Below are 18,800 nucleotides of genomic sequence, written 5' to 3'. Positions count from 1 at the left end.
GCAGGCAACACAAAACCAATGTGGGAGCGGGCTTGTTCGCGAAGGCGGCGTGTCAGTCGATGCCTAAGTTGACTGATCCACCGCCTTCGCGAGTAAGCCCGCTCCCACCGTTTGTTGTGTGCCAAAGCTGAACGACGTTACTTGCCGAGCTTGCGCAACTCATCCGACTCGACCACCCGCACCCCGTCCTGCTCTTCCAGCGCCAGGCGCCACATGGCCCGAGCCAGCTCGCAGACTTCAATGCCGTGGTACTTGCCCGGAATCAGCCGCGACAACGGCCCGGCGAGCTGTTCAGCCAAACGGGGTTCCAGGCGCTCTCCCAGCAACAGCGAAGGTCGCGCGATGGTCAGTTGCGGCCAGTCCTGGGCCTTCAGCGCCTGCTCCATTTCGCCTTTGACGCGGTTGTAGAAGATCGAGGATTTCGGGTCGGCGCCAATTGCACTGATCACGATCAGGTGCCGCGCGCCCATTTCCCGAGCGCGCTTGGCGAAGGCCACGACCATGTCCAGGTCGACCGCGCGAAAGGCCGCTTCGGAGCCAGCCTGTTTGATTGTGGTACCCAGGCAGCAGAAGGCGATATCGACCTGGCCGCTCAGTTGCGGCAGCAACGCCACTGGATCACCCACCGGGTTTTCCAGGTGCGGGTGTTCAGCCAGCGGCTTGCGGCTAGGCGCCAGTACGCGGGTCACAGTAGGTTCGTTGAGCAGGCGGTCGAGCAGGTGTTCGCCGGTGAGGCCCGAGGCCCCGGCGAGCAAGATATGTTGTGGTGTCAGGTACATGGTGTTTCCCCCTTGTTACACGTTACAGCTTAGTTGCCCTTGGCTTCCTTGCTATTCATTGAGACGCTTTCGAGCGCCTTTCGTGCCTGCTGTTTACGTAATAACTGCCAATGGGCGATCACGCCTTTGGGCGCCCATATCTGCGGTTCGGACGCTTCGAAGTTGTCCGCCTGTTCGCGCTCGGACACGTGCATTTGTGCCAGTTTGAAAGCCTGCTGTAAGTCATCTGTCTGGTTTAAAGCTTGTGCGAAAAGGGCATCGCCAAAGTAGGTGAAGTCCGCTTCCTCGGAGCAGCCGAAGGACACGCGATCGGCACGCGAGGCGGTCATGATCAGCGTGCGCTCATCTTTGAGCGCCGGGATAAACCCACCGGAGTAGCAGGCGGAAATCACGATGACCTTGTCGCGGTTTTTCAGCGGGGCGAGCACGGCGGCCAGTTCATCGGCCGGCAGGTCGGCCAGTTCCATGCGCGGTTGGTCGAGCACCAGTTCGTGTTCGTGAGTGCCATGGCTGGTCATGTAGATAAACACCAGGTCTTCCGGCCCCGTGCGCTCGGCAAGGGTTTGCACGGCGCGGCGCAGGCTTTCGCGCGTGGCCAGCGGGCGGTCGGCAATATGGTCGCGGTGGTTGACCAGGCGAATCTGCCCGCGCGCGCCGAAACGGGTGGCGAGCATGTTGCTCACATAATCGGCTTCGCGCAGGAACACGCTTTGCTTGCCGTCGCCGGCCAGCACCAGGGTGTACAGCTCGACGGCGGGGGTGGAGGTGGGCACGGCGGCGAGGGCGGCATCGAGCAAGCGGCCTTGGGCCAGTATGCCGATTTCCAGCGGGTCGGGCAGCAGCTTGCCGTCGGCGTCGCGCACGCGCATGCCGTTGACCCAGGTGCCGGCCTCTACGGTGCCATCGGTGAGCACGAGGGTGCCCTTGCCTTGATAGCTGTCGCTGTCGAACCCCCCGATATAGAAACTGCCGTCGGTAAGGTTCAAGCGGCCTTCGCCGGTGAAGCGCCAGTCGCTGAACTGGCCGACATAGTGGCTGCCGTCCACGCCGATCAGCTCGCCTTTGCCGCTGAGGGCGCCTTCCTTGAACTGGCCGATCCACACGTCGCCGTCGGCGTTTTCATAGCGGCCTTTGCCGTTGAGCTGGTTCTGTTTGAACTGGCCGACATAGATGTCGCCGTCGGCGCTGTTGAACGTGCCATTGCCTTCGAGTTGGCCATCGACAAAGTGGCCGCTGAACTGGTTGCCACTGTCGTCGTTACGCTGGCCTTCGCCATTCGGTTTGCCGTGGGCGAACTGGCCCTGATACTGGCTGCCGTCGGCCAGCTCGAGGCGGCCGAGGCCGGAATATTGATCGTCCTTGAATTCGCCGCGATAGGTCATTTGCCCCTCTTTGAGGGTGCCCTCGCCGTTGCGCCGGCCATTCTTGAAACCACCGACATAACTGCTGCCCGCCGTGGTCAGGCTGCCCTGGCCATCGAACAGGCCTTGCTGGAACTGACCTTTATAGACCTCGCCGTTACTGCCATGCCATTCACCCTGGCCGTGCCATTGGCCTTTGTCGAACTGGCCGGCGTACCAGCTGCCGTTGGGGTAGTCGACCCGGCCCTGGCCTTGCAGCAAACCATTGACCACATCGCCCCGGTAACGGCCGCCATCGGGCAGGCGCGCATCGGGCGGCAACAGCGATTCGCCGTCTCCGCAAGCGGTGAGCAACAGGGCAAGGGCAAGGGGAGCGAGTGGGCGCATAGCGGGATCCGGATAATTGAGCGCCGAGTATGCCGCAGCTGCGAGTTTCATACATAAATTTACATACGCTGTGGTGAGGTTTATATCCCCACCACAGGCGCGGGCTTACACGAAGTAGAGCGACAACGACTCGGCGACGTAAGCCGGTTTTTCCTGCCCGTCGATTTCCAGGGTGGCGGTGGCTTTGAGTAGCCATTGGCCAGGCTTTTTCTCGGTGACGTCGTTGAGCGTCACGTTCAGGCGCACCTTGGAGTTGACCTTGACCGGTTGGATGAAGCGCACGCTGTCCAAGCCATAGTTGACCGCCATCTTCAGGCCTTCGGGCACGATCAGGAGGTCTTCCATTAGCTTGGGCATCAACGACAGCGACAGGAAACCGTGGGCAATGGTGCTGCCGAACGGGGTCTGCGCGGCCTTGACCGGGTCGACGTGGATGAACTGATGATCGCCGGTGGCCTCTGCGAACAGGTTGATACGCGCCTGGTCGATGGTGAGCCATTCGGAACGTCCCAGTTCCTTGCCGACATAATCTTTGAGCTGCGCTACAGGTACATAGGGCATTGCGACTCTCCTTGGTTCATCGTTTTTATAGGTGGGCCAAATCCAGGGTAGATCATCATGGGCAACCCACCCGGTCAACCCACCATGCTTTTGGCGAATGCCGAAGCATAGAGCCGGCGTGCTTATAATGCGGGCGGGTTTTGAGGGGGAGATAACCGATGCTGTTACGGGGCCTGACATGGCTGGTGCTGTTTCAATTGATCGGTACCGCGATCAACCATTTGCTGGTGCCGGTGCTGCCGGGGCCGATCATCGGCTTGCTGCTGATGCTGGGCTTCCTGATCTGGCGCGGTGAAGTCGGCGAGCCCTTGAGCCTGGCCGCCAGCAGCCTGTTGCGTTACTTGCCATTGCTGCTGGTGCCGCCGGCCGTGGGCGTGATGGTGTACGCCAAGGATATCGCTGCCGACTTCTGGGCTATCGTCGGCGCACTGGTGCTGTCGCTGGTGATCGCCATGGGCTTTGTCGGTGTGCTGATGCAGCAGATGGTCAAGCGCAAGGAGAAGGATCAATGACCTTCGACTGGCAAGGCGCATGGACGGCGGTCATTCATCACCCTCTGTTCGGCATCGGTATTACCCTTGGCGCCTATCAACTGGTGCTGGCGGCCTTCGAGAAAACCCGCTGGATCTTCCTGCAGCCGGTGCTGGTGTCCATGCTGCTGGTGATCGGCGTATTGCTCAGCTGTGGCCTGACTTACGTCGAGTACCGCAAAAGCACCGAGATCATGGGCATTCTGCTCGGCCCGGCGACCGTGGCCCTGGCCGTGCCGCTGTTCCTGAACCTGCGGCGGATCCGCCAATTGTTCTGGCCGATTTTTACTACGCTGGTGGTAGGTGGCGTGTTGGCCACCGGCCTGTGTGTGCTGCTGGGCTGGTGGTTTGGCGCTGAGCATAGGATGCTGATGACCATGGCGCCCAAGTCGGTGACCTCGCCGATTGCCATGCTGGTGGCCGAGCAGATCGGTGGCGTGGCGGCCCTGGCGGCGGTGTTTGTGTTGATCACCGGGGTGGTCGGCGCGATGATCGGCCCGGCGTACCTGTCGCGCCTGGGCGTGCACAGCCCCGAAGCGCGTGGCATGGCCCTGGGCATGACCGCCCATGCGGTCGGCACCTCGGTCGCGCTGCAGGAAAGCGAAGAGTGCGGCGCTTTCGCGGCGTTGGCCATGAGTCTGATGGGCGTGGCCACGGCGGTGTTCCTGCCGCTGGCCGTGTCCGTGATCGTTTAAACCGGGTTTAAGGAAACCTCTATGAGTCTGGCGCTGTTCCCGCTCAATACCGTGCTGTTCCCTGGCTGCACCCTCGACTTGCAACTGTTCGAGGCGCGCTACCTGGACATGATCAGCCGCTGCATGAAAAAGGGCGAAAGCTTCGGCGTGGTGTGCATCTTAAGCGGCAGGGAAGTGGGCATGGCCCCGGACGGCTACGCGCTGATCGGCTGTGAAGCGCTGATTCGCGACTTCAAGCAACAAGACAACGGCCTGCTGGGGATTCGCGTCGAAGGCGGGCGCAGGTTCCGCGTGCGTGACACCGGGGTGCAGAAGGACCAGCTACTGGTCGCCGAGGTGCAGTGGCTCGAAGAACTGCCGGATCAACCGCTGGGCGAAGAGGACGCCGACCTGCTGGCATTGCTCCAGGCGCTGGCTGAGCATCCGATGGTTGCCTCGCTGGACATGGGCACCCACGCCGATGGCCAGCAAGCCTTGGGTAACCAACTGGCCTATCTGCTGCCGTTCACCGAGGCCGACAAGATCGACCTGCTGCAACTCGACGACCCGCAGCAACGCCTGGATGCCATCCAGATGTTGCTCGACGAGTTGCAGGGCGAACTCTTCACTCAGTAGGCGTAGCGCAGCAGGGCGTGGGGGGTGCCGGTCAGGGCGATAAAACTCATGAGCGCCACCAGCACCGGCAGCAGCAGCCACCAGGTCTTGCGCGGCATCGCCGGCAGCGAGTGTTGATGCTGGATGACGGTCAGGCTGAACGCACACACCGTCATCGCCAGCAACGTACCGGCCAGGATGTCCGTGGGCCAATGGGCGCCGAGATAGACGCGCGACAGCGCAATGAAGGCCGCCGGAATACAGCCCAGCAGCATCCAGGTCAGGCGCAAGCGCGTGGGTTGGCCGCGACCTGCCAGTACCGCCAGCGCCAGGAAAAACGCAAATGCGCCGGAGGCGTGGCCGCTGGGCATGCTGAAACTGGTCAGCGGGTCCGTGAGGATTTCCGGCCGGCCACGGGCGAAAAACAGCTTGGTGCCGGTGTTGATCACCGCCGCGCCGGCCAGTGTAGCGCCCACGAACACGGCATGACGCCACTGCCGCGCCAGCAGCAGCAAGCCGGTGAGGATGGCGCTGGCGACAAACATCTTCCTGAACTCACCCAGCTGGGTAATCCGCACCATCACCTCGTCCAGCCAGGGGCTACGGTGTTCCTGCACCAGTGCGCTCAAACCCTGATCAAAGTCATTGAGGTGTGGGTAGCCAATGAACAGGGCAATCAACAACGTCAGGCTGGCGCAACCCATCCACAAGGTGGCGCGACGATGGCCGCGCAGGCTGCTGTTCAAGCTCAGGCCCAGCAACACCGCCAGGCAGGCCGCGACGATACCTGCCTGCGGCCAGAAACCGGCCGGCAGTGGCAGGCGAAAGGCCGCGCCGGTGGCCCAGCCCGGCAGCAGATAGGCCACCGACCAGCCGGCCGCCGCCAACACGCTCACGGCGGCAAAGCGCGGGAAGGGCATGTCGCACATCCCGGCCACCATCGGCAGCATCGGGCGTAACGGGCCGATGAAACGTCCTACCAACAGGCTGGCGATGCCGTATTTGTGGAAGTAGGTTTCTGCGCCGTTCATCCATTCAGGATGGTGGCGCAGGCCGGGCAAGCGTCGGATGTTCTGATGGAAATGTCGGCCCAGGTAGTAGGAAACCCCGTCGCCCAGCAAGCCGCCGAGGAAACCCAGCAACAGCGTTTCACTCAAGGATAGCGCGCCACTGCCGGCGAGCGCCGCAATGGCAAACAGCAGCACCGTGCCCGGCACGATCAGCCCGGCGATGGCCAGGCACTCCACGCACGCGACGATAAACACCGCGACGGCCAGCCATTGCGGGTTCAGGGTTAGCCAGCCGGTAATGCTATCGAGCCATTGGCCCATAAAACGCCACTCCATGTAGGTAATGCAGAATCTGAGACAGTGGTCATCATCTGTGGGAGCGGGCTTGCTCGCGAATGCGGTGTCTCAGTGAAGGAATCCGCAGCTGACACACCGCATTCGCGAGCAAGCCCGCTCCCACATTGGATCTGCTGTGTGGCTGGGATCAATGACCGGCGCGAACAGCAGTCTCAATCAATTCAAATCAAAAAATAATCGCGGCCTTCGACCTGGCCCCGGCGCAGCGGGTTCCGGGTGCAGTAAGGCGCGTAGCCAGCATCGACAAAGCGGTACATCAAGTGTTCATCGCGCCCGCTGGGAATGCCCAGGCGCGTGGTCTGGATGATCTGCGACGGCGCCTGGCCCACGTCTTCAACGTAGAGCAGTTCCTGGTCAAAACGCTTGGCATCCCACATTGGCACTTTCAGTCCCAAGGCTTTGCACAGCAGCGTCTGGCCCGCGCAGAGTTTCTGCGCGGGGCGAGGGTGGCCGTTGGCATCGGGGTTGTTCAGCAGCATCTGCGCCAGACTCGCCGGGCCGCAGATCTCATCGACCCACGGATAGGCCGATTTGATCAGCACGGCATTGCCTGGGCCCTGGGCGCTGAAGTTCAGCGAATCGCCGCCACGGGCGTAGTACATGTAGATGTGCCCACCATCCAGAAACAAAGCCTTACGCTTTTCTGTATAGCCGAGCGACGCGTGACTGCCTTTTTCGGCCACGTAATAGGCTTCGGTTTCAATAATTCGCGCTGAAAGCCAGATATCGCCCACGCGGTGGCGTATGACTTTTCCGAGTAATTCGCGCGCGAGTAGTTGCGCGTCGCGGTCGAAGAAGCTGTCGGGCAGGGCGCTGGCGGGGAGCTGAGGGGCAAAACTGGACATGGCGATCAGGGTTAATGCGGCTAAATGTGACGGAATAATAACAACTCCCACCTTAATTACCGCTGAACCCCAAGTTTTTACAGTTCATTTCGACCATCCGCCCCTCACCGCTGTCAGTCGGGCGGCGTCACAGCTATAATCTGCCGCTTTCCTCTTTGCCAAGACTCCCTGACCATGACTGAGTCCGTTCTTGACTACATGACCCGCCTGGGTCGCGCTGCCCGGCAGGCCTCGCGGTTGATCGCCCGTGCGAGCACTGCGCAGAAGAACCGTGCCCTGTTGGCCGCCGCCGATGCTCTGGATGCTTCGCGCTCCGAGCTGGCCGCTGCCAATGAACAGGACCTGGCCAATGGCCGCGCCAATGGCCTGGAGCCAGCCCTGCTGGACCGCCTGGCGCTGACCCCGGCGCGTATCGACGACATGATCGAAGGCCTGCGTCAGGTGGCCAAACTGCCTGACCCCATCGGTGAAATCCGCGACATGCGTTACCTGCCGTCCGGTATCCAGGTCGGCAAAATGCGCGTGCCTCTGGGCGTGATCGGCATTATCTATGAGTCGCGCCCGAACGTGACCATCGACGCCGCGAGCCTGTGCCTCAAGTCCGGCAACGCCACCATCTTGCGTGGCGGTTCCGAGGCGATTAATTCCAACCGCGCCATCGCCGCCTGCATTCAGCAGGGCCTGGCCGTGGCCGAGCTGCCGGCTGAAGTGGTGCAAGTGGTGGAAACCACCGACCGCGCCGCCGTTGGCGCGCTGATCACCATGCCGGAATTTGTCGACGTGATCGTGCCGCGCGGTGGCAAGAGCCTGATCGAGCGTGTGAGCCGCGATGCGAAAGTGCCAGTGATCAAGCACCTCGACGGCGTGTGCCACGTGTTCATCGACGTTGCCGCCGACATCGACAAAGCGATCCGCATCGCCGACAACGCCAAGACCCACCGCTACGCCCCCTGCAACACCATGGAAACCCTGCTGGTGCACGTCGGCATTGCCGATCGCGTGCTGCCGCAGCTGGCTGCCATCTACCGTGACAAGGGCGTGGAACTGCGCGGTTGTGAACGTACCCGTGCGCTGCTGGGCGCGGACGTGATCGAGGCGACAGAGCAGGACTGGTACACCGAGTACACGGCGCCGATCCTGTCGATCCGCATCGTCGACGACCTGGACCAGGCCATCGAGCACATCAATAAATACGGCTCCAAGCACACCGATGCCATTGTTTCCGAGCATTTCAGCGATGCCCGGCGTTTCCTCAACGAAGTGGATTCCGCTTCGGTGATGGTCAACGCCTCGACGCGTTTTGCCGACGGCTTCGAATATGGCCTGGGGGCGGAAATCGGCATCTCCACCGACAAACTCCACGCACGCGGCCCGGTTGGCCTTGAAGGCCTGACCAGCGAGAAGTACGTGGTGTTCGGCGACGGTCACGTGCGCACTTGATGGCTAAACGCATCGGGCTGCTCGGCGGTACCTTCGACCCCGTGCACATCGGCCATTTGCGCAGTGCCCTGGAAGTGGCGGACGCCCTCGCGCTGGATGAGCTGCGGGTGATGCCCAATGCGCGGCCACCGCATCGCGATACGCCGCAGGTATCACCGCAACAACGCCTGGAGATGGTGCGCCTGGCGGTAGACGGCATTGCGCCGCTGGTGGTGGACGACCACGAGCTCAAGCGCGATAAACCGTCCTACACTGTCGATACCCTGGAACTGATGCGTGCCGAGTTGGCCGCAGACGACCAGTTGTTTCTGCTTTTGGGCTGGGACGCATTTTGCGGCCTGCCCTCTTGGCATCGCTGGGAGGAACTCCTCCAGCATTGCCACATCCTGGTTTTGCAACGCCCGGATGCCGACAGCGAACCGCCGGATGCCTTGCGCAACCTGCTGGCCGCGCGGTCGGTAAGTGACCCCTTGGCCCTGACCGGGCCGAACGGGAATATTGCATTCGTCTGGCAGACGCCGCTTGCGGTGTCCGCCACCCAGATCCGTCAACTGCTGGCCAGCGGGAAGTCGGTACGTTTCCTGGTGCCTGACGCGGTCCTGGCCTACATCGATGCGCACGGGCTTTACCGTGCGTCGAACTGAAAAGGCGCGCTTGATCGCACGCACAGTCGTGCAGCAAGCGCCCGAACATACGAGCAAAACGAGTTTTATATGACGAACAAAGACGTAAGCAAAGTTAAGCGCAAAGGCACTTTCAAAAGCGCCCCGCTGCCAGTTGAAGCGCACACCGGCCCTGAGCTGGCTGGCGAAGAGCTGGTTAAAGTCGCCGTGGCTGCCCTGGAAGACGTTAAGGCCCAGGACATCCAGGTGCTGGACGTGCGCGACAAGCAGAGCATCACCGACTTCATGATCATCGCCACCGGTACCTCCAACCGCCAGATCGGCGCGATGCTGGACAAGGTTCGCGAAGCCGTCAAAGCCCAGGGCGTGAAGCCGCTGGGTGAAGAAGGCAAGGGCGACAGCGACTGGGTGCTGCTGGACATGGACGACGTGATCGTTCACATGATGACTTCCAATGCCCGTCAGTTCTACGACCTGGAGCGTCTGTGGAAAGGCGCCGAGCAGAGCCGTGCCGCTGATGGCAAGCACCACAGCCCGGAAGTGGGCCACGCGCACTTCGACAAGCTCAACAAAGACCAGGAATAAGGAACGGCTGTGCGCCTGCGTCTGATCGCTGTCGGTTCACGCATGCCCAAGTGGGTGGAAGAAGGTTGGCACGAATATGCCAAGCGTCTGCCCGCTGAGCTGTCGCTGGAACTGGTGGAAATACCGCTCAACACCCGGGGCAAGAATGCCGATGTGGCGCGCTTTATCCGTCAGGAAGGCGAAGCCATGCTGGCCAAGGTCGGCCCCAACGAGCGCATCGTCACCCTCGAGGTGCACGGCAAACCCTGGAGCACCGAGCAATTGGCGGTGGAGCTGGATCGCTGGCGCCTGGATTCGCGCACGGTCAACTTCATGGTCGGCGGCCCCGAAGGGCTGGCGCCGGAAGTCTGTGCGCGGGCGGACCAGCGCTGGTCGCTGTCAGCGCTGACGCTGCCGCACCCGTTGGTAAGGATTCTGATCGGTGAACAGCTGTATCGCGCCTGGACAGTTCTGTCCGGGCACCCTTACCACAAATAATCTGCGCCCCTCCCGATGACCCAGCCGATCCGCATCAAGGACCACGAGAAAGACGCACGTCTGGTACGCGCGCGGGTCGTGTTCGGTGCCTTTCTGGTGGTGGGGCTGATCGGTGTGCTGATTGCGCGCCTGTATTTCCTGCAGGTGATCCAGTACGACTATCACTCCACGCTGTCGGAAAATAACCGGGTGCATGTGCAGCCGATTCCGCCGACCCGTGGGCTGATTTTCGACCGCAATGGCGTGGTGGTGGCCGATAACCGGCCCAGCTTCAGCCTGAGCATGACCCGCGAGCGTTCTGGCGACTGGCAGCAAATCCTCGACGTGATCGTCGAGGTGCTGCAGCTGACGCCGGAAGACCGGGTGATCTTCGAAAAACGCATGAAGCAGGGGCGCCGGCCATTCGAGCCGGTGCCGATCCTGTTCGAGCTGACCGAAGAGCAGATCGCGCGAATCGCCGTGAACCAGTTCCGCCTGCCCGGTGTGGAAGTGGTGGCGCAGTTGGTGCGGCATTACCCGCAAGGGCCGCACTTTGCCCACTCCGTCGGTTACATGGGGCGCATCAACGAGAAAGAGCTGAAAAGCCTCGATCCGGTGAATTACAGCGGCACCCACCATATTGGTAAAACCGGCATCGAGCGTTTCTACGAGCCGGAGCTGCATGGCCAGGTGGGTTACGAGGAAGTCGAGACCAACGCCCGCGGCCGCGTGTTGCGCGTGCTCAAGCGCACCGACCCGGTGCCGGGCAAAGACATTGTGTTGAGCCTGGACATCAAGTTGCAGGAAGCGGCCGAAATGGCCTTGGGTGGCCGGCGCGGCGCGGTAGTGGCACTGGACCCGAGAACCGGCGAAGTGCTGGCGATGGTCAGTCAGCCAAGCTTCGACCCCAACCTGTTCGTTACCGGCATCAGCTTCAAGGCCTACGCCGAGCTGCGTGATTCCATCGACCGGCCGCTGTTCAACCGCGTGCTGCGCGGGTTGTATCCGCCGGGTTCGACCATCAAGCCGGCGGTGGCGATTGCCGGCCTGGATTCGGGCGTGGTCACCGCGTCAAGCCGCGTGTTCGACCCGGGCTACTACATGCTGCCCAACTACGATCACAAATACCGTAACTGGAACCGTACCGGTGACGGCTATGTCGACCTGGACACCGCGATCATGCGCTCCAACGACACCTATTTTTACGACCTGGCCCACAAGCTGGGCATCGACCGGCTGTCTGCCTACATGGGCAAGTTCGGCCTGGGTCAGAAAGTCTCCCTGGACATGTTCGAAGAATCCCCCGGCCTGATGCCGTCGCGGGAATGGAAGCGCGCCACCCGTCGCCAGGCGTGGTTCCCGGGCGAAACCCTGATTCTTGGTATCGGCCAGGGCTACATGCAGGCAACGCCCTTGCAGCTGGCGCAAGCCACGGCGCTGGTGGCCAATAAAGGCATCTGGAACCGTCCGCACCTGGCCAAGACCATCGAAGGCGAAAAGCCTGTGGATGAAAACCCGATTCCCGACATCGTGCTGCGTGACCCGTCCGACTGGACCAAGGTCAACCACGGCATGCAGCAAGTGATGCACGGCGCCCGTGGCACCGCGCGCAAAGCGGCGGCCGGCGCGCAATACCGCATTGCCGGCAAGAGTGGTACCGCGCAGGTGGTCGCGATCAAGCAGGGCGAGAAATACGACCGCTCCAAGGTTCAGGAACGCCATCGCGACCACGCCTTGTTCGTCGGTTTTGCCCCGGCAGACGACCCGAAAATTGTCGTGGCAGTAATGGTCGAAAACGGCGAGTCCGGCTCCGGCGTGGCTGCGCCCGTGGTGCGCCAGATCATGGACGCCTGGCTGTTGGCCGACGACGGCAGGCTCAAATCCGAATATGGCGGCCCCCCTTCAAGCACCGAGGTTACGGCCCGTGAAGAGTAATTTTGACCGCATCCTCTCCAGCGAGGATGTGATGCGTCGCCGCGCGACGTTATTGCAGCGCATGCACATTGATGGCCCGTTGCTGATCCTGCTGCTGACCTTGGCGGCCGGCAGCCTGTTCGTGCTGTATTCGGCCAGCGGCAAGAACTGGGACCTGCTGATCAAGCAGGCGTCGTCGTTCGGCTTGGGCCTGTTGTCGATGGTGGTGATTGCCCAGCTCGAACCGCGTTTCATGGCGCGCTGGGTGCCGCTTGGTTATGTCGCTGGCGTATTGCTGCTGGTGGTGGTGGACGTGATGGGCCACAACGCCATGGGCGCGACGCGCTGGATCAACATTCCAGGAGTGATTCGCTTCCAGCCGTCGGAATTCATGAAGATTTTGATGCCGGCAACCATCGCCTGGTATTTGTCCAAGCGCACCTTGCCGCCGCAGCTCAAGCACGTGGGCATCAGCCTGATATTGATTGGCGTGCCGTTCATCCTGATCGTGCGCCAGCCCGACCTCGGCACCTCGCTGCTGATCCTCGCGGGCGGTGCGTTCGTACTGTTTATGGGCGGCCTGCGCTGGCGCTGGATCCTCAGCGTGCTGGCCGCCGCCATCCCCGTGGCCGTGGCCATGTGGTTCTTCTTTATGCACGACTACCAGAAGCAGCGGATCCTGACGTTCCTTGACCCGGAGAGTGACCCGCTGGGCACCGGCTGGAACATCATCCAGTCCAAGGCCGCCATCGGTTCCGGCGGAGTATTTGGTAAGGGCTGGTTACTGGGCACTCAGTCGCACCTGGACTTTTTGCCCGAAAGCCACACCGACTTCATCATTGCCGTAATGGGCGAAGAGTTCGGCCTGGTAGGCATTTGCGCGCTGTTGCTGATTTATCTGCTGTTGATTGGTCGCGGTTTGGTGATCACCGCGCAGGCGCAGACGCTGTTCGGCAAACTGCTCGCCGGCAGCCTGACCATGACTTTTTTTGTTTACGTTTTCGTCAACATCGGTATGGTCAGTGGCCTGCTGCCGGTGGTTGGGGTGCCGTTGCCGTTCATTAGCTACGGCGGAACTTCGCTGGTGACATTGCTGTCAGCGTTTGGGGTTTTGATGTCGATTCACACGCATCGCAAGTGGATCGCACAGGTTTGAATAAGGTGAAGATGTCAATGCAAGTAATGCGCGGCTGGGCGACTCGGCATGCGTCCTGGATGAGCCTGATTGGGCTGCTGGGCGCGACGCAAGAGGCGCAGGCCGGTGACTACGATGGCTCACCCCAGGTCGCCGAATTTGTCGGTGAAATGACCCGCGACTACGGTTTCGCCGGTGAACAGCTGATGGGCGTGTTCCGCGAAGCGCAACGCAAGCAGGCGATCCTCGATGCGATCTCGCGTCCCGCCGAGCGCGTGAAACAGTGGAAAGAATACCGCCCTATGTTCCTCACCGACGCCCGCGTGGCGCGGGGTGTGGACTTCTGGCGCCAGCACGAAGCCGCGCTGGCCCGCGCCGAGCAGGAGTACGGCGTGCCGGCCCAGGTCATCGTCGCGATCATCGGCATTGAAACCTTTTACGGGCGCAATACCGGCAGTTACCGGGTGATCGACGCCTTGTCGACCCTGGGCTTCGATTACCCGCCGCGCGCCGAGTTCTTCCGCAAGGAGCTGCGCGAATTCCTGCTGCTGGCCCGCGAAGAACAGGTCGACCCGCTGACCCTCAAGGGCTCCTATGCCGGTGCGATGGGCTTGCCGCAGTTCATGCCGAGCAGCTTTCGTGCATACGCCGTGGATTTCGACGGCGACGGCCACATCAATATCTGGAGCAATCCGGATGACGCCATTGGCAGCGTGGCCAGCTACTTCAAGCGCCATGGCTGGGTGTCCGGCGAGCCGGTGGTGATCCGTGCCGATGTCACCGGCGAGCGCGCCGACGAAGGTTTGACCCAGGGAATCGAGCCGGTCAAGACCGTCGGGGAGTTGCGAGCCCTGGGCTGGTCGAGTCAGAATGCGCCACGCGATGATATGCCGGTGACGGCGTTCCGCCTGGAAGGCGAAAACGGCCCGGAATACTGGATGGGCCTGAAGAATTTTTACGCAATCACGCGTTATAACCGCAGTGTGATGTACGCCATGGCCGTGCATCAGCTGTCAGACATGCTGGTCCAAGCACGGGGCAACAAGTAATGCGGGCATCGCCGTTCCATAAACCGCTCAAGCTGGTGGCGTTTGCCGCGTTGTCCTTGCTGGTTGTCAGTTGTTCTTCTACCACCACCACAAGCCGCGCGCCGGCGCAGAAGGGCGGTGGCGGTATCGTTCGCGCCCAGCCGGGCCTGGACATCAACCGCGCGCACAAAGACGGCGCGCCGTGGTGGGATGTCGACGTATCGAAAATCCCGGATGCCACGCCGACCCTGCACACCGGGCCTTACAAGGCCAACCCGTATACCGTGTTGGGCAAGAATTACTTCCCGCTGCAGGATTCCAAGACCTACGTCCAATCGGGCACGGCGTCCTGGTACGGCACCAAGTTCCATGGCCAGAACACCGCCAACGGCGAAGTGTATGACCTGTACGGCATGAGCGCGGCCCACAAGACCCTGCCGCTGCCCAGCTACGTACGCGTGACCAATCTGGACAACAACCGCACGGTGATCCTGCGGGTCAACGACCGTGGGCCGTTCTATTCGGACCGGATCATCGACTTGTCCTACGCCGCCGCGAAGAAACTCGGTTATGCCGAAATCGGCACCGCGCGCGTGAAAGTCGAAGGCATCGATCCGGCGCAGTACTGGGCCCAGCGTGGCAAACCGGCACCGTTGATGCTCAACGAGCCACAAACGCCGCAGCCGCAAGTGACCGCGTCAACCGGCAAGATCGAACAGTGGACACCGCCACCGGCGCAGCACGCGCCGGACACGGTGGTCGTGCCGCACGCAGCACCGGGCGCTTCCACGGTGGGCGGTCAGTACCTGCAGGTCGGCGCTTTCGCCAACCCGGACGCGGCAGAACTGTTAAGGTCCAAGCTCAGCAGCATGGTCAATGCGCCGGTTTTCATCAGCTCCATCGTACGTAACCAGCAGACTCTGCACCGTGTGCGCATGGGGCCAATTGGTTCGCCAAGTGAAGTGGCGCAAGTACAGAACAGCGTGCGCCTGGCCAACCTGGGGCAACCCAGCGTGGTCACCGCCGAATAAGAAAGATTGATGGCTCAGACGCGTGCGCGGGTCTGGGCCCTGGTTGTTGGCTCGTTGAACAATAAAAACCCAGGGGCAAGGGGTGAGCGGGCAACCGAACACGTGACAGTCTGGCAGCGGGCTGTCTGAATAGTTTTGCCCGCGAGGGCAAGTTTCCATAAGCAATTTCGAGAGACGGATGAACATCACCACCTTAGCCAAACGCACGTGCCTGCTTCTTTCGCTGATCATCACCCCGGCCGCCTGGGCGGTTGAAATGGTGCCGGCTTCCCCGCAACTGGCCGCCAAGGCCTGGGTCCTCATGGATGCCGCCAGCGGCAACGTGCTGGTCGAGAACAACGGTGACCAGCGCCTGCCACCGGCGAGCCTGACCAAGCTGATGACGGCGTACATCGCGACCCTGGAAATCCGTCGCGGCCAGATCGGCGAAAACGACCCGGTCACCGTCAGCGAAAACGCCTGGCGTACCGGCGGTTCGCGGATGTTCATCAAGGTCGGTTCGCAGGTGACTGTCAGCGACCTGCTGCACGGCATCATCATCCAGTCCGGTAACGACGCCAGCGTGGCCCTGTCCGAGCACATCGCCGGCAGCGAAGACGCATTTGCCGACATGATGAACAAGACGGCCGGCGACCTGGGCATGGCCAACAGCCACTTCATGAACCCGACCGGTCTGCCGAACCCGGAGCACTACTCGTCGGCTCACGACATGGCGCTGCTGGCCCGCGCGATCATCCGCGTCGACCCGGTGCACTACGCGATCTACTCCCAGAAGGAATTCTTCTGGAACAACATCAAGCAGCCTAACCGCAACCTGCTGCTGTGGCGCGACAAGACTGTCGATGGCCTGAAAACCGGCCACACTGACGAAGCCGGCTACTGCATGGTGTCGTCCGCCGTACGTGACGGCCAGCGCCTGATCGCCGTGGTCTTCGGCACTAACAGCGAGCAGGCCCGTGCGGCCGAGACGCAAAAGCTGCTGACCTACGGTTTCCGCTTCTTCGAAACCCAGACCTTCTACCAGAAGGGTGCTGAGCTGGCTCAAGCCCCGGTATGGAAAGGCGCTACCCACCAAGTCAAAGCCGGCCTGGCTGACGACCTGACGTTGACCATGCCTAAAGGCCAGCTGAAAAAGCTCGCTGCCAGCATGACCATGAACCCGCAATTGGTTGCGCCAATCGCCAAGGGTGACGTTATCGGTAAAGTCGAAGTGAAGCTGGACGACAAGGTGGTGCACAGCGCCGACCTGATCGCGCTGGACGCCGTCGACGAAGGTGGTATCTTCCGCCGCGTGTGGGATAGCATTCGTCTATTCTTCTACAGCTTGTTCAACTGATAAGTGTGCACCTGCAAAGCCCCGCGTCGACCTGACGTGGGGCTTTGCCCGTCGCCACGGCTTACGCTTACGAGGCCGTTACGCCATGACCGATAAAGAAGTAGAAGTAAAGGCGCCAAAGATCGAATTCCCTAACGTGGACTATCCCGTCAAGGTGATCAGCGATACGGGTGTGGGCAACAAAGACAAGATTCTGGAGATCGTGCGTAAACACGCGACGATCAACGACAACCGTGTGGACGAGCGATTGAGCTCCAACGGTAAGTACACCACGATCCAGTTGCACATCGTTGCGACCGGTCAAGACCAGCTCTACGACATCAACAGCGAACTGCGGGCCACCGGCTTCGTGCACATGGTGCTGTGATGTCTCAGGTCCTGGGCTTTCGCGAGCTCGGTCAGATGGCCTACGAGCCGGTCTGGCATGCCATGCAGCGCTTCACCAACGAGCGCGGCAGCTCGGCCCCGGATGAAATCTGGCTGGTGGAACATCCGCCGGTATTCACCCAGGGCCAGGCCGGCAAGGCCGAGCATCTGCTGCTGCCGGGGGATATTCCGGTGGTGCAGGTCGACCGAGGTGGTCAAGTGACTTACCATGGGCCGGGTCAGCTTGTTGCTTATCTCTTGCTGGACGTACGCAAGCTGGGTTTTGGCGTACGTGACCTGGTGAGCCGCATGGAAGCTTGCCTGATCGAGCTGTTGGCCAGTTACGGCGTGAGCGCCGCGGCCAAGCCCGATGCACCCGGTGTGTATGTGAACGGCGCGAAAATCGCCTCCCTCGGTTTACGGATTCGCCACGGTTGTTCCTTTCATGGCCTGGCCCTGAACGTGGACATGGACCTGGCGCCGTTCGGGCGCATCAACCCCTGCGGTTACGCAGGGTTGGCGATGACCCAACTGAGCGACCACGCCACACCGATTAAATTTGCCGAGGTAAGTGCCCGGCTGCGTGCGCAGCTCGTCAAACACCTCGACTATGCTGAGCAGACGACCCTTACGGGCGGAATCGACTGATTATGACTACTGATGCAGTGCAAACCATGATCCCGACGCTGGACATCACCGAGCGTCCGGCCCCGCGTGCCAAGGTGGAAGCCGGCGTCAAGCTGCGCGGCGCCGAGAAGGTTGCACGCATCCCGGTCAAGATCATCCCGACCACCGAACTGCCGAAAAAACCTGACTGGATCCGCGTGCGCATCCCGGTTTCGCCGGAAGTCGACCGTATCAAGACCCTGCTGCGCAAACACAAGCTTCACAGCGTGTGCGAAGAGGCGTCCTGCCCGAACCTGGGCGAATGCTTCTCCGGCGGCACCGCCACCTTCATGATCATGGGTGACATCTGCACCCGTCGTTGCCCGTTCTGCGACGTTGGCCACGGCCGGCCGAAGCCTCTGGACGTCAACGAGCCGGAAAGCCTGGCCATCGCCATCGCCGACCTGAAACTCAAATACGTGGTCATCACCTCGGTAGACCGCGATGACCTGCGTGACGGCGGTGCCCAGCACTTTGCCGACTGCATTCGCGAGATCCGCAAGTTGTCGCCGAACGTGATGCTCGAAACCCTGGTGCCGGACTACCGTGGCCGTATGGACGTCGCGCTGGAAATCACCGCGGCCGAGCCACCGGATGTGTTCAACCACAACCTGGAAACCGTGCCACGCCTGTACAAGGCTGCGCGTCCAGGCTCGGACTACCAGTGGTCGCTGACCCTGCTGCAGAAATTCAAGCAGATGATGCCGCACATCCCGACCAAATCCGGCCTGATGCTGGGCCTGGGCGAGACCGACGAAGAAGTGATCGAAGTCATGAAGCGCATGCGCGAACACGACATCGACATGCTGACCCTCGGCCAGTACCTGCAGCCGTCGCGCAGCCACTTGCCGGTGCAGCGTTTTGTGCACCCGGACACCTTCGCCTGGTTCGCCGAGGAAGGTTACAAAATGGGCTTCAAGAACGTGGCGTCCGGCCCGCTGGTGCGTTCCTCGTACCACGCTGACGAGCAGGCCAAGCTGGTCAAGGCCAGCCTGGTTTCCTGAGCCTGACCTGGAGTAATTTGGGCGTGGCTTGTGTGGGAGCGGGCTTGCTCGCGAAGGCGGTGTTTCAGTCACCTGATGTGTTGACTGACACCCCACC

20 protein-coding genes are annotated in these 18,800 nt (G+C 61.7%); 15 read left to right on the top strand and 5 right to left on the bottom strand.

What is annotated here, in order from left to right:
- Positions 1-137: 137 nt before the first annotated feature.
- From AC19YS_RS16955 to AC19YS_RS16945, 3 genes are all read right to left on the bottom strand, one after another.
- Positions 138-779 (bottom strand): oxidoreductase, encoded by a 642-nt coding sequence (locus AC19YS_RS16955; RefSeq protein WP_106579386.1) that lies wholly within the window; start codon positions 777-779, stop codon positions 138-140.
- Positions 780-808: 29 nt separating this feature from the next.
- Entirely contained in the window at positions 809-2,527 is a 1,719-nt protein-coding gene (locus AC19YS_RS16950) for a C13 family peptidase (RefSeq protein WP_200623941.1), read from the bottom strand.
- 105 nt (positions 2,528-2,632) lie between these two features.
- Positions 2,633-3,088, bottom strand: a complete 456-nt coding sequence (locus tag AC19YS_RS16945; RefSeq protein ID WP_106579384.1) for a MaoC family dehydratase — start codon at positions 3,086-3,088, stop codon at positions 2,633-2,635.
- A 158-nt stretch (positions 3,089-3,246) separates the two neighbouring features.
- Here AC19YS_RS16945 and AC19YS_RS16940 point away from each other — a divergent pair, with 158 nt between their 5' ends.
- From AC19YS_RS16940 to AC19YS_RS16930, 3 genes are read left to right on the top strand one after another with little or no spacing between them, the layout of a single operon-like run.
- Positions 3,247-3,600, top strand: coding sequence for a CidA/LrgA family protein (locus AC19YS_RS16940; protein ID WP_106579383.1), 354 nt, complete (start codon positions 3,247-3,249; stop codon positions 3,598-3,600).
- Positions 3,597-4,313, top strand: a complete 717-nt coding sequence (locus AC19YS_RS16935) for an LrgB family protein (RefSeq protein ID WP_106579382.1) — start codon at positions 3,597-3,599, stop codon at positions 4,311-4,313. Before AC19YS_RS16940 ends, AC19YS_RS16935 begins: the two co-directional genes overlap by 4 nt.
- Before the next feature lie 21 nt (positions 4,314-4,334).
- Positions 4,335-4,928 carry an LON peptidase substrate-binding domain-containing protein gene (locus AC19YS_RS16930; RefSeq protein WP_106579381.1) on the top strand — a complete coding sequence of 198 codons (594 nt, stop codon included), beginning with the start codon at positions 4,335-4,337 and terminating at the stop codon, positions 4,926-4,928.
- Here the strand turns inward: AC19YS_RS16930 and AC19YS_RS16925 are convergent.
- Positions 4,922-6,238: a bifunctional DedA family/phosphatase PAP2 family protein gene (locus AC19YS_RS16925; protein ID WP_500602270.1), complete on the bottom strand. Its 1,317-nt coding sequence runs from the start codon at positions 6,236-6,238 to the stop codon at positions 4,922-4,924. The genes AC19YS_RS16930 and AC19YS_RS16925 overlap by 7 nt on opposite strands.
- Before the next feature lie 197 nt (positions 6,239-6,435).
- Complete coding sequence (locus AC19YS_RS16920) at positions 6,436-7,119, bottom strand: DNA-3-methyladenine glycosylase (RefSeq protein ID WP_106579379.1); 684 nt, start codon at positions 7,117-7,119, stop codon at positions 6,436-6,438.
- Positions 7,120-7,293: 174 nt separating this feature from the next.
- Between AC19YS_RS16920 and AC19YS_RS16915 the strand changes: the two genes are divergently transcribed.
- The 12 genes from AC19YS_RS16915 (at position 7,294) to lipA (ending at position 18,703) form a co-directional block, all read left to right on the top strand.
- Positions 7,294-8,559 (top strand): glutamate-5-semialdehyde dehydrogenase, encoded by a 1,266-nt coding sequence (locus tag AC19YS_RS16915; protein ID WP_500602269.1) that lies wholly within the window; start codon positions 7,294-7,296, stop codon positions 8,557-8,559.
- The gene (gene nadD, locus AC19YS_RS16910; RefSeq protein WP_106579377.1) at positions 8,559-9,203 is read left to right on the top strand and encodes a nicotinate-nucleotide adenylyltransferase; all 645 of its coding nucleotides are present in this window, start codon (positions 8,559-8,561) and stop codon (positions 9,201-9,203) included. Before AC19YS_RS16915 ends, nadD begins: the two co-directional genes overlap by 1 nt.
- A gap of 69 nt (positions 9,204-9,272) precedes the next feature.
- Positions 9,273-9,767: a ribosome silencing factor gene (rsfS, locus tag AC19YS_RS16905; protein ID WP_003215432.1), complete on the top strand. Its 495-nt coding sequence runs from the start codon at positions 9,273-9,275 to the stop codon at positions 9,765-9,767.
- A 9-nt stretch (positions 9,768-9,776) separates the two neighbouring features.
- Positions 9,777-10,244, top strand: a complete 468-nt coding sequence (gene rlmH / locus AC19YS_RS16900; protein WP_003176297.1) for a 23S rRNA (pseudouridine(1915)-N(3))-methyltransferase RlmH — start codon at positions 9,777-9,779, stop codon at positions 10,242-10,244.
- Between the two features lie 15 nt (positions 10,245-10,259).
- Complete coding sequence (gene mrdA, locus AC19YS_RS16895) at positions 10,260-12,158, top strand: penicillin-binding protein 2 (protein WP_119740889.1); 1,899 nt, start codon at positions 10,260-10,262, stop codon at positions 12,156-12,158.
- A 31-nt stretch (positions 12,159-12,189) separates the two neighbouring features.
- Positions 12,190-13,293 (top strand): rod shape-determining protein RodA, encoded by a 1,104-nt coding sequence (gene rodA / locus AC19YS_RS16890; RefSeq protein ID WP_057703348.1) that lies wholly within the window; start codon positions 12,190-12,192, stop codon positions 13,291-13,293.
- Between the two features lie 17 nt (positions 13,294-13,310).
- Positions 13,311-14,321 (top strand): lytic murein transglycosylase B, encoded by a 1,011-nt coding sequence (gene mltB, locus AC19YS_RS16885; RefSeq protein WP_124418530.1) that lies wholly within the window; start codon positions 13,311-13,313, stop codon positions 14,319-14,321.
- The gene (locus AC19YS_RS16880; RefSeq protein ID WP_200623938.1) at positions 14,321-15,331 is read left to right on the top strand and encodes a septal ring lytic transglycosylase RlpA family protein; all 1,011 of its coding nucleotides are present in this window, start codon (positions 14,321-14,323) and stop codon (positions 15,329-15,331) included. Before mltB ends, AC19YS_RS16880 begins: the two co-directional genes overlap by 1 nt.
- Before the next feature lie 178 nt (positions 15,332-15,509).
- The gene (locus AC19YS_RS16875; RefSeq protein ID WP_500602268.1) at positions 15,510-16,667 is read left to right on the top strand and encodes a D-alanyl-D-alanine carboxypeptidase family protein; all 1,158 of its coding nucleotides are present in this window, start codon (positions 15,510-15,512) and stop codon (positions 16,665-16,667) included.
- A gap of 85 nt (positions 16,668-16,752) precedes the next feature.
- Positions 16,753-17,034 (top strand): DUF493 domain-containing protein, encoded by a 282-nt coding sequence (locus tag AC19YS_RS16870; RefSeq protein ID WP_017136054.1) that lies wholly within the window; start codon positions 16,753-16,755, stop codon positions 17,032-17,034.
- Positions 17,034-17,681, top strand: a complete 648-nt coding sequence (gene lipB / locus AC19YS_RS16865) for a lipoyl(octanoyl) transferase LipB (RefSeq protein ID WP_200623937.1) — start codon at positions 17,034-17,036, stop codon at positions 17,679-17,681. The genes AC19YS_RS16870 and lipB overlap by 1 nt, the downstream gene beginning before the upstream one ends.
- 2 nt (positions 17,682-17,683) lie before the next feature.
- Positions 17,684-18,703 (top strand): lipoyl synthase, encoded by a 1,020-nt coding sequence (lipA, locus tag AC19YS_RS16860; protein ID WP_500602267.1) that lies wholly within the window; start codon positions 17,684-17,686, stop codon positions 18,701-18,703.
- The last annotated feature ends 97 nt before the right edge of the window (positions 18,704-18,800 follow it).

It is taken from the genome of Pseudomonas sp. MF08831, assembly GCF_059862645.1.
This window is presented reverse-complemented; position numbering and strand designations above follow the sequence as displayed.

Bases quoted from the DNA above. Each gene is read 5' to 3' on its own strand.
- AC19YS_RS16930 (WP_106579381.1), top strand. From the start codon at position 4,335: ATGAGTCTGGCGCTGTTCCCGCTCAATACCGTGCTGTTCCCTGGCTGC.
- AC19YS_RS16955 (WP_106579386.1), bottom strand. From the start codon at position 779: ATGTACCTGACACCACAACATATCTTGCTCGCCGGGGCCTCGGGCCTC.
- AC19YS_RS16880 (WP_200623938.1), top strand. From the start codon at position 14,321: ATGCGGGCATCGCCGTTCCATAAACCGCTCAAGCTGGTGGCGTTTGCC.
- mltB (WP_124418530.1), top strand. From the start codon at position 13,311: ATGCAAGTAATGCGCGGCTGGGCGACTCGGCATGCGTCCTGGATGAGC.
- AC19YS_RS16945 (WP_106579384.1), bottom strand. From the start codon at position 3,088: ATGCCCTATGTACCTGTAGCGCAGCTCAAAGATTATGTCGGCAAGGAA.
- AC19YS_RS16870 (WP_017136054.1), top strand. From the start codon at position 16,753: ATGACCGATAAAGAAGTAGAAGTAAAGGCGCCAAAGATCGAATTCCCT.
- AC19YS_RS16950 (WP_200623941.1), bottom strand. From the start codon at position 2,527: ATGCGCCCACTCGCTCCCCTTGCCCTTGCCCTGTTGCTCACCGCTTGC.
- AC19YS_RS16925 (WP_500602270.1), bottom strand. From the start codon at position 6,238: ATGGGCCAATGGCTCGATAGCATTACCGGCTGGCTAACCCTGAACCCG.
- mrdA (WP_119740889.1), top strand. From the start codon at position 10,260: ATGACCCAGCCGATCCGCATCAAGGACCACGAGAAAGACGCACGTCTG.
- lipA (WP_500602267.1), top strand. From the start codon at position 17,684: ATGACTACTGATGCAGTGCAAACCATGATCCCGACGCTGGACATCACC.
- lipB (WP_200623937.1), top strand. From the start codon at position 17,034: ATGTCTCAGGTCCTGGGCTTTCGCGAGCTCGGTCAGATGGCCTACGAG.
- rodA (WP_057703348.1), top strand. From the start codon at position 12,190: ATGCGTCGCCGCGCGACGTTATTGCAGCGCATGCACATTGATGGCCCG.
- AC19YS_RS16920 (WP_106579379.1), bottom strand. From the start codon at position 7,119: ATGTCCAGTTTTGCCCCTCAGCTCCCCGCCAGCGCCCTGCCCGACAGC.
- nadD (WP_106579377.1), top strand. From the start codon at position 8,559: ATGGCTAAACGCATCGGGCTGCTCGGCGGTACCTTCGACCCCGTGCAC.
- AC19YS_RS16940 (WP_106579383.1), top strand. From the start codon at position 3,247: ATGCTGTTACGGGGCCTGACATGGCTGGTGCTGTTTCAATTGATCGGT.
- AC19YS_RS16915 (WP_500602269.1), top strand. From the start codon at position 7,294: ATGACTGAGTCCGTTCTTGACTACATGACCCGCCTGGGTCGCGCTGCC.
- AC19YS_RS16875 (WP_500602268.1), top strand. From the start codon at position 15,510: ATGAACATCACCACCTTAGCCAAACGCACGTGCCTGCTTCTTTCGCTG.
- rsfS (WP_003215432.1), top strand. From the start codon at position 9,273: ATGACGAACAAAGACGTAAGCAAAGTTAAGCGCAAAGGCACTTTCAAA.
- AC19YS_RS16935 (WP_106579382.1), top strand. From the start codon at position 3,597: ATGACCTTCGACTGGCAAGGCGCATGGACGGCGGTCATTCATCACCCT.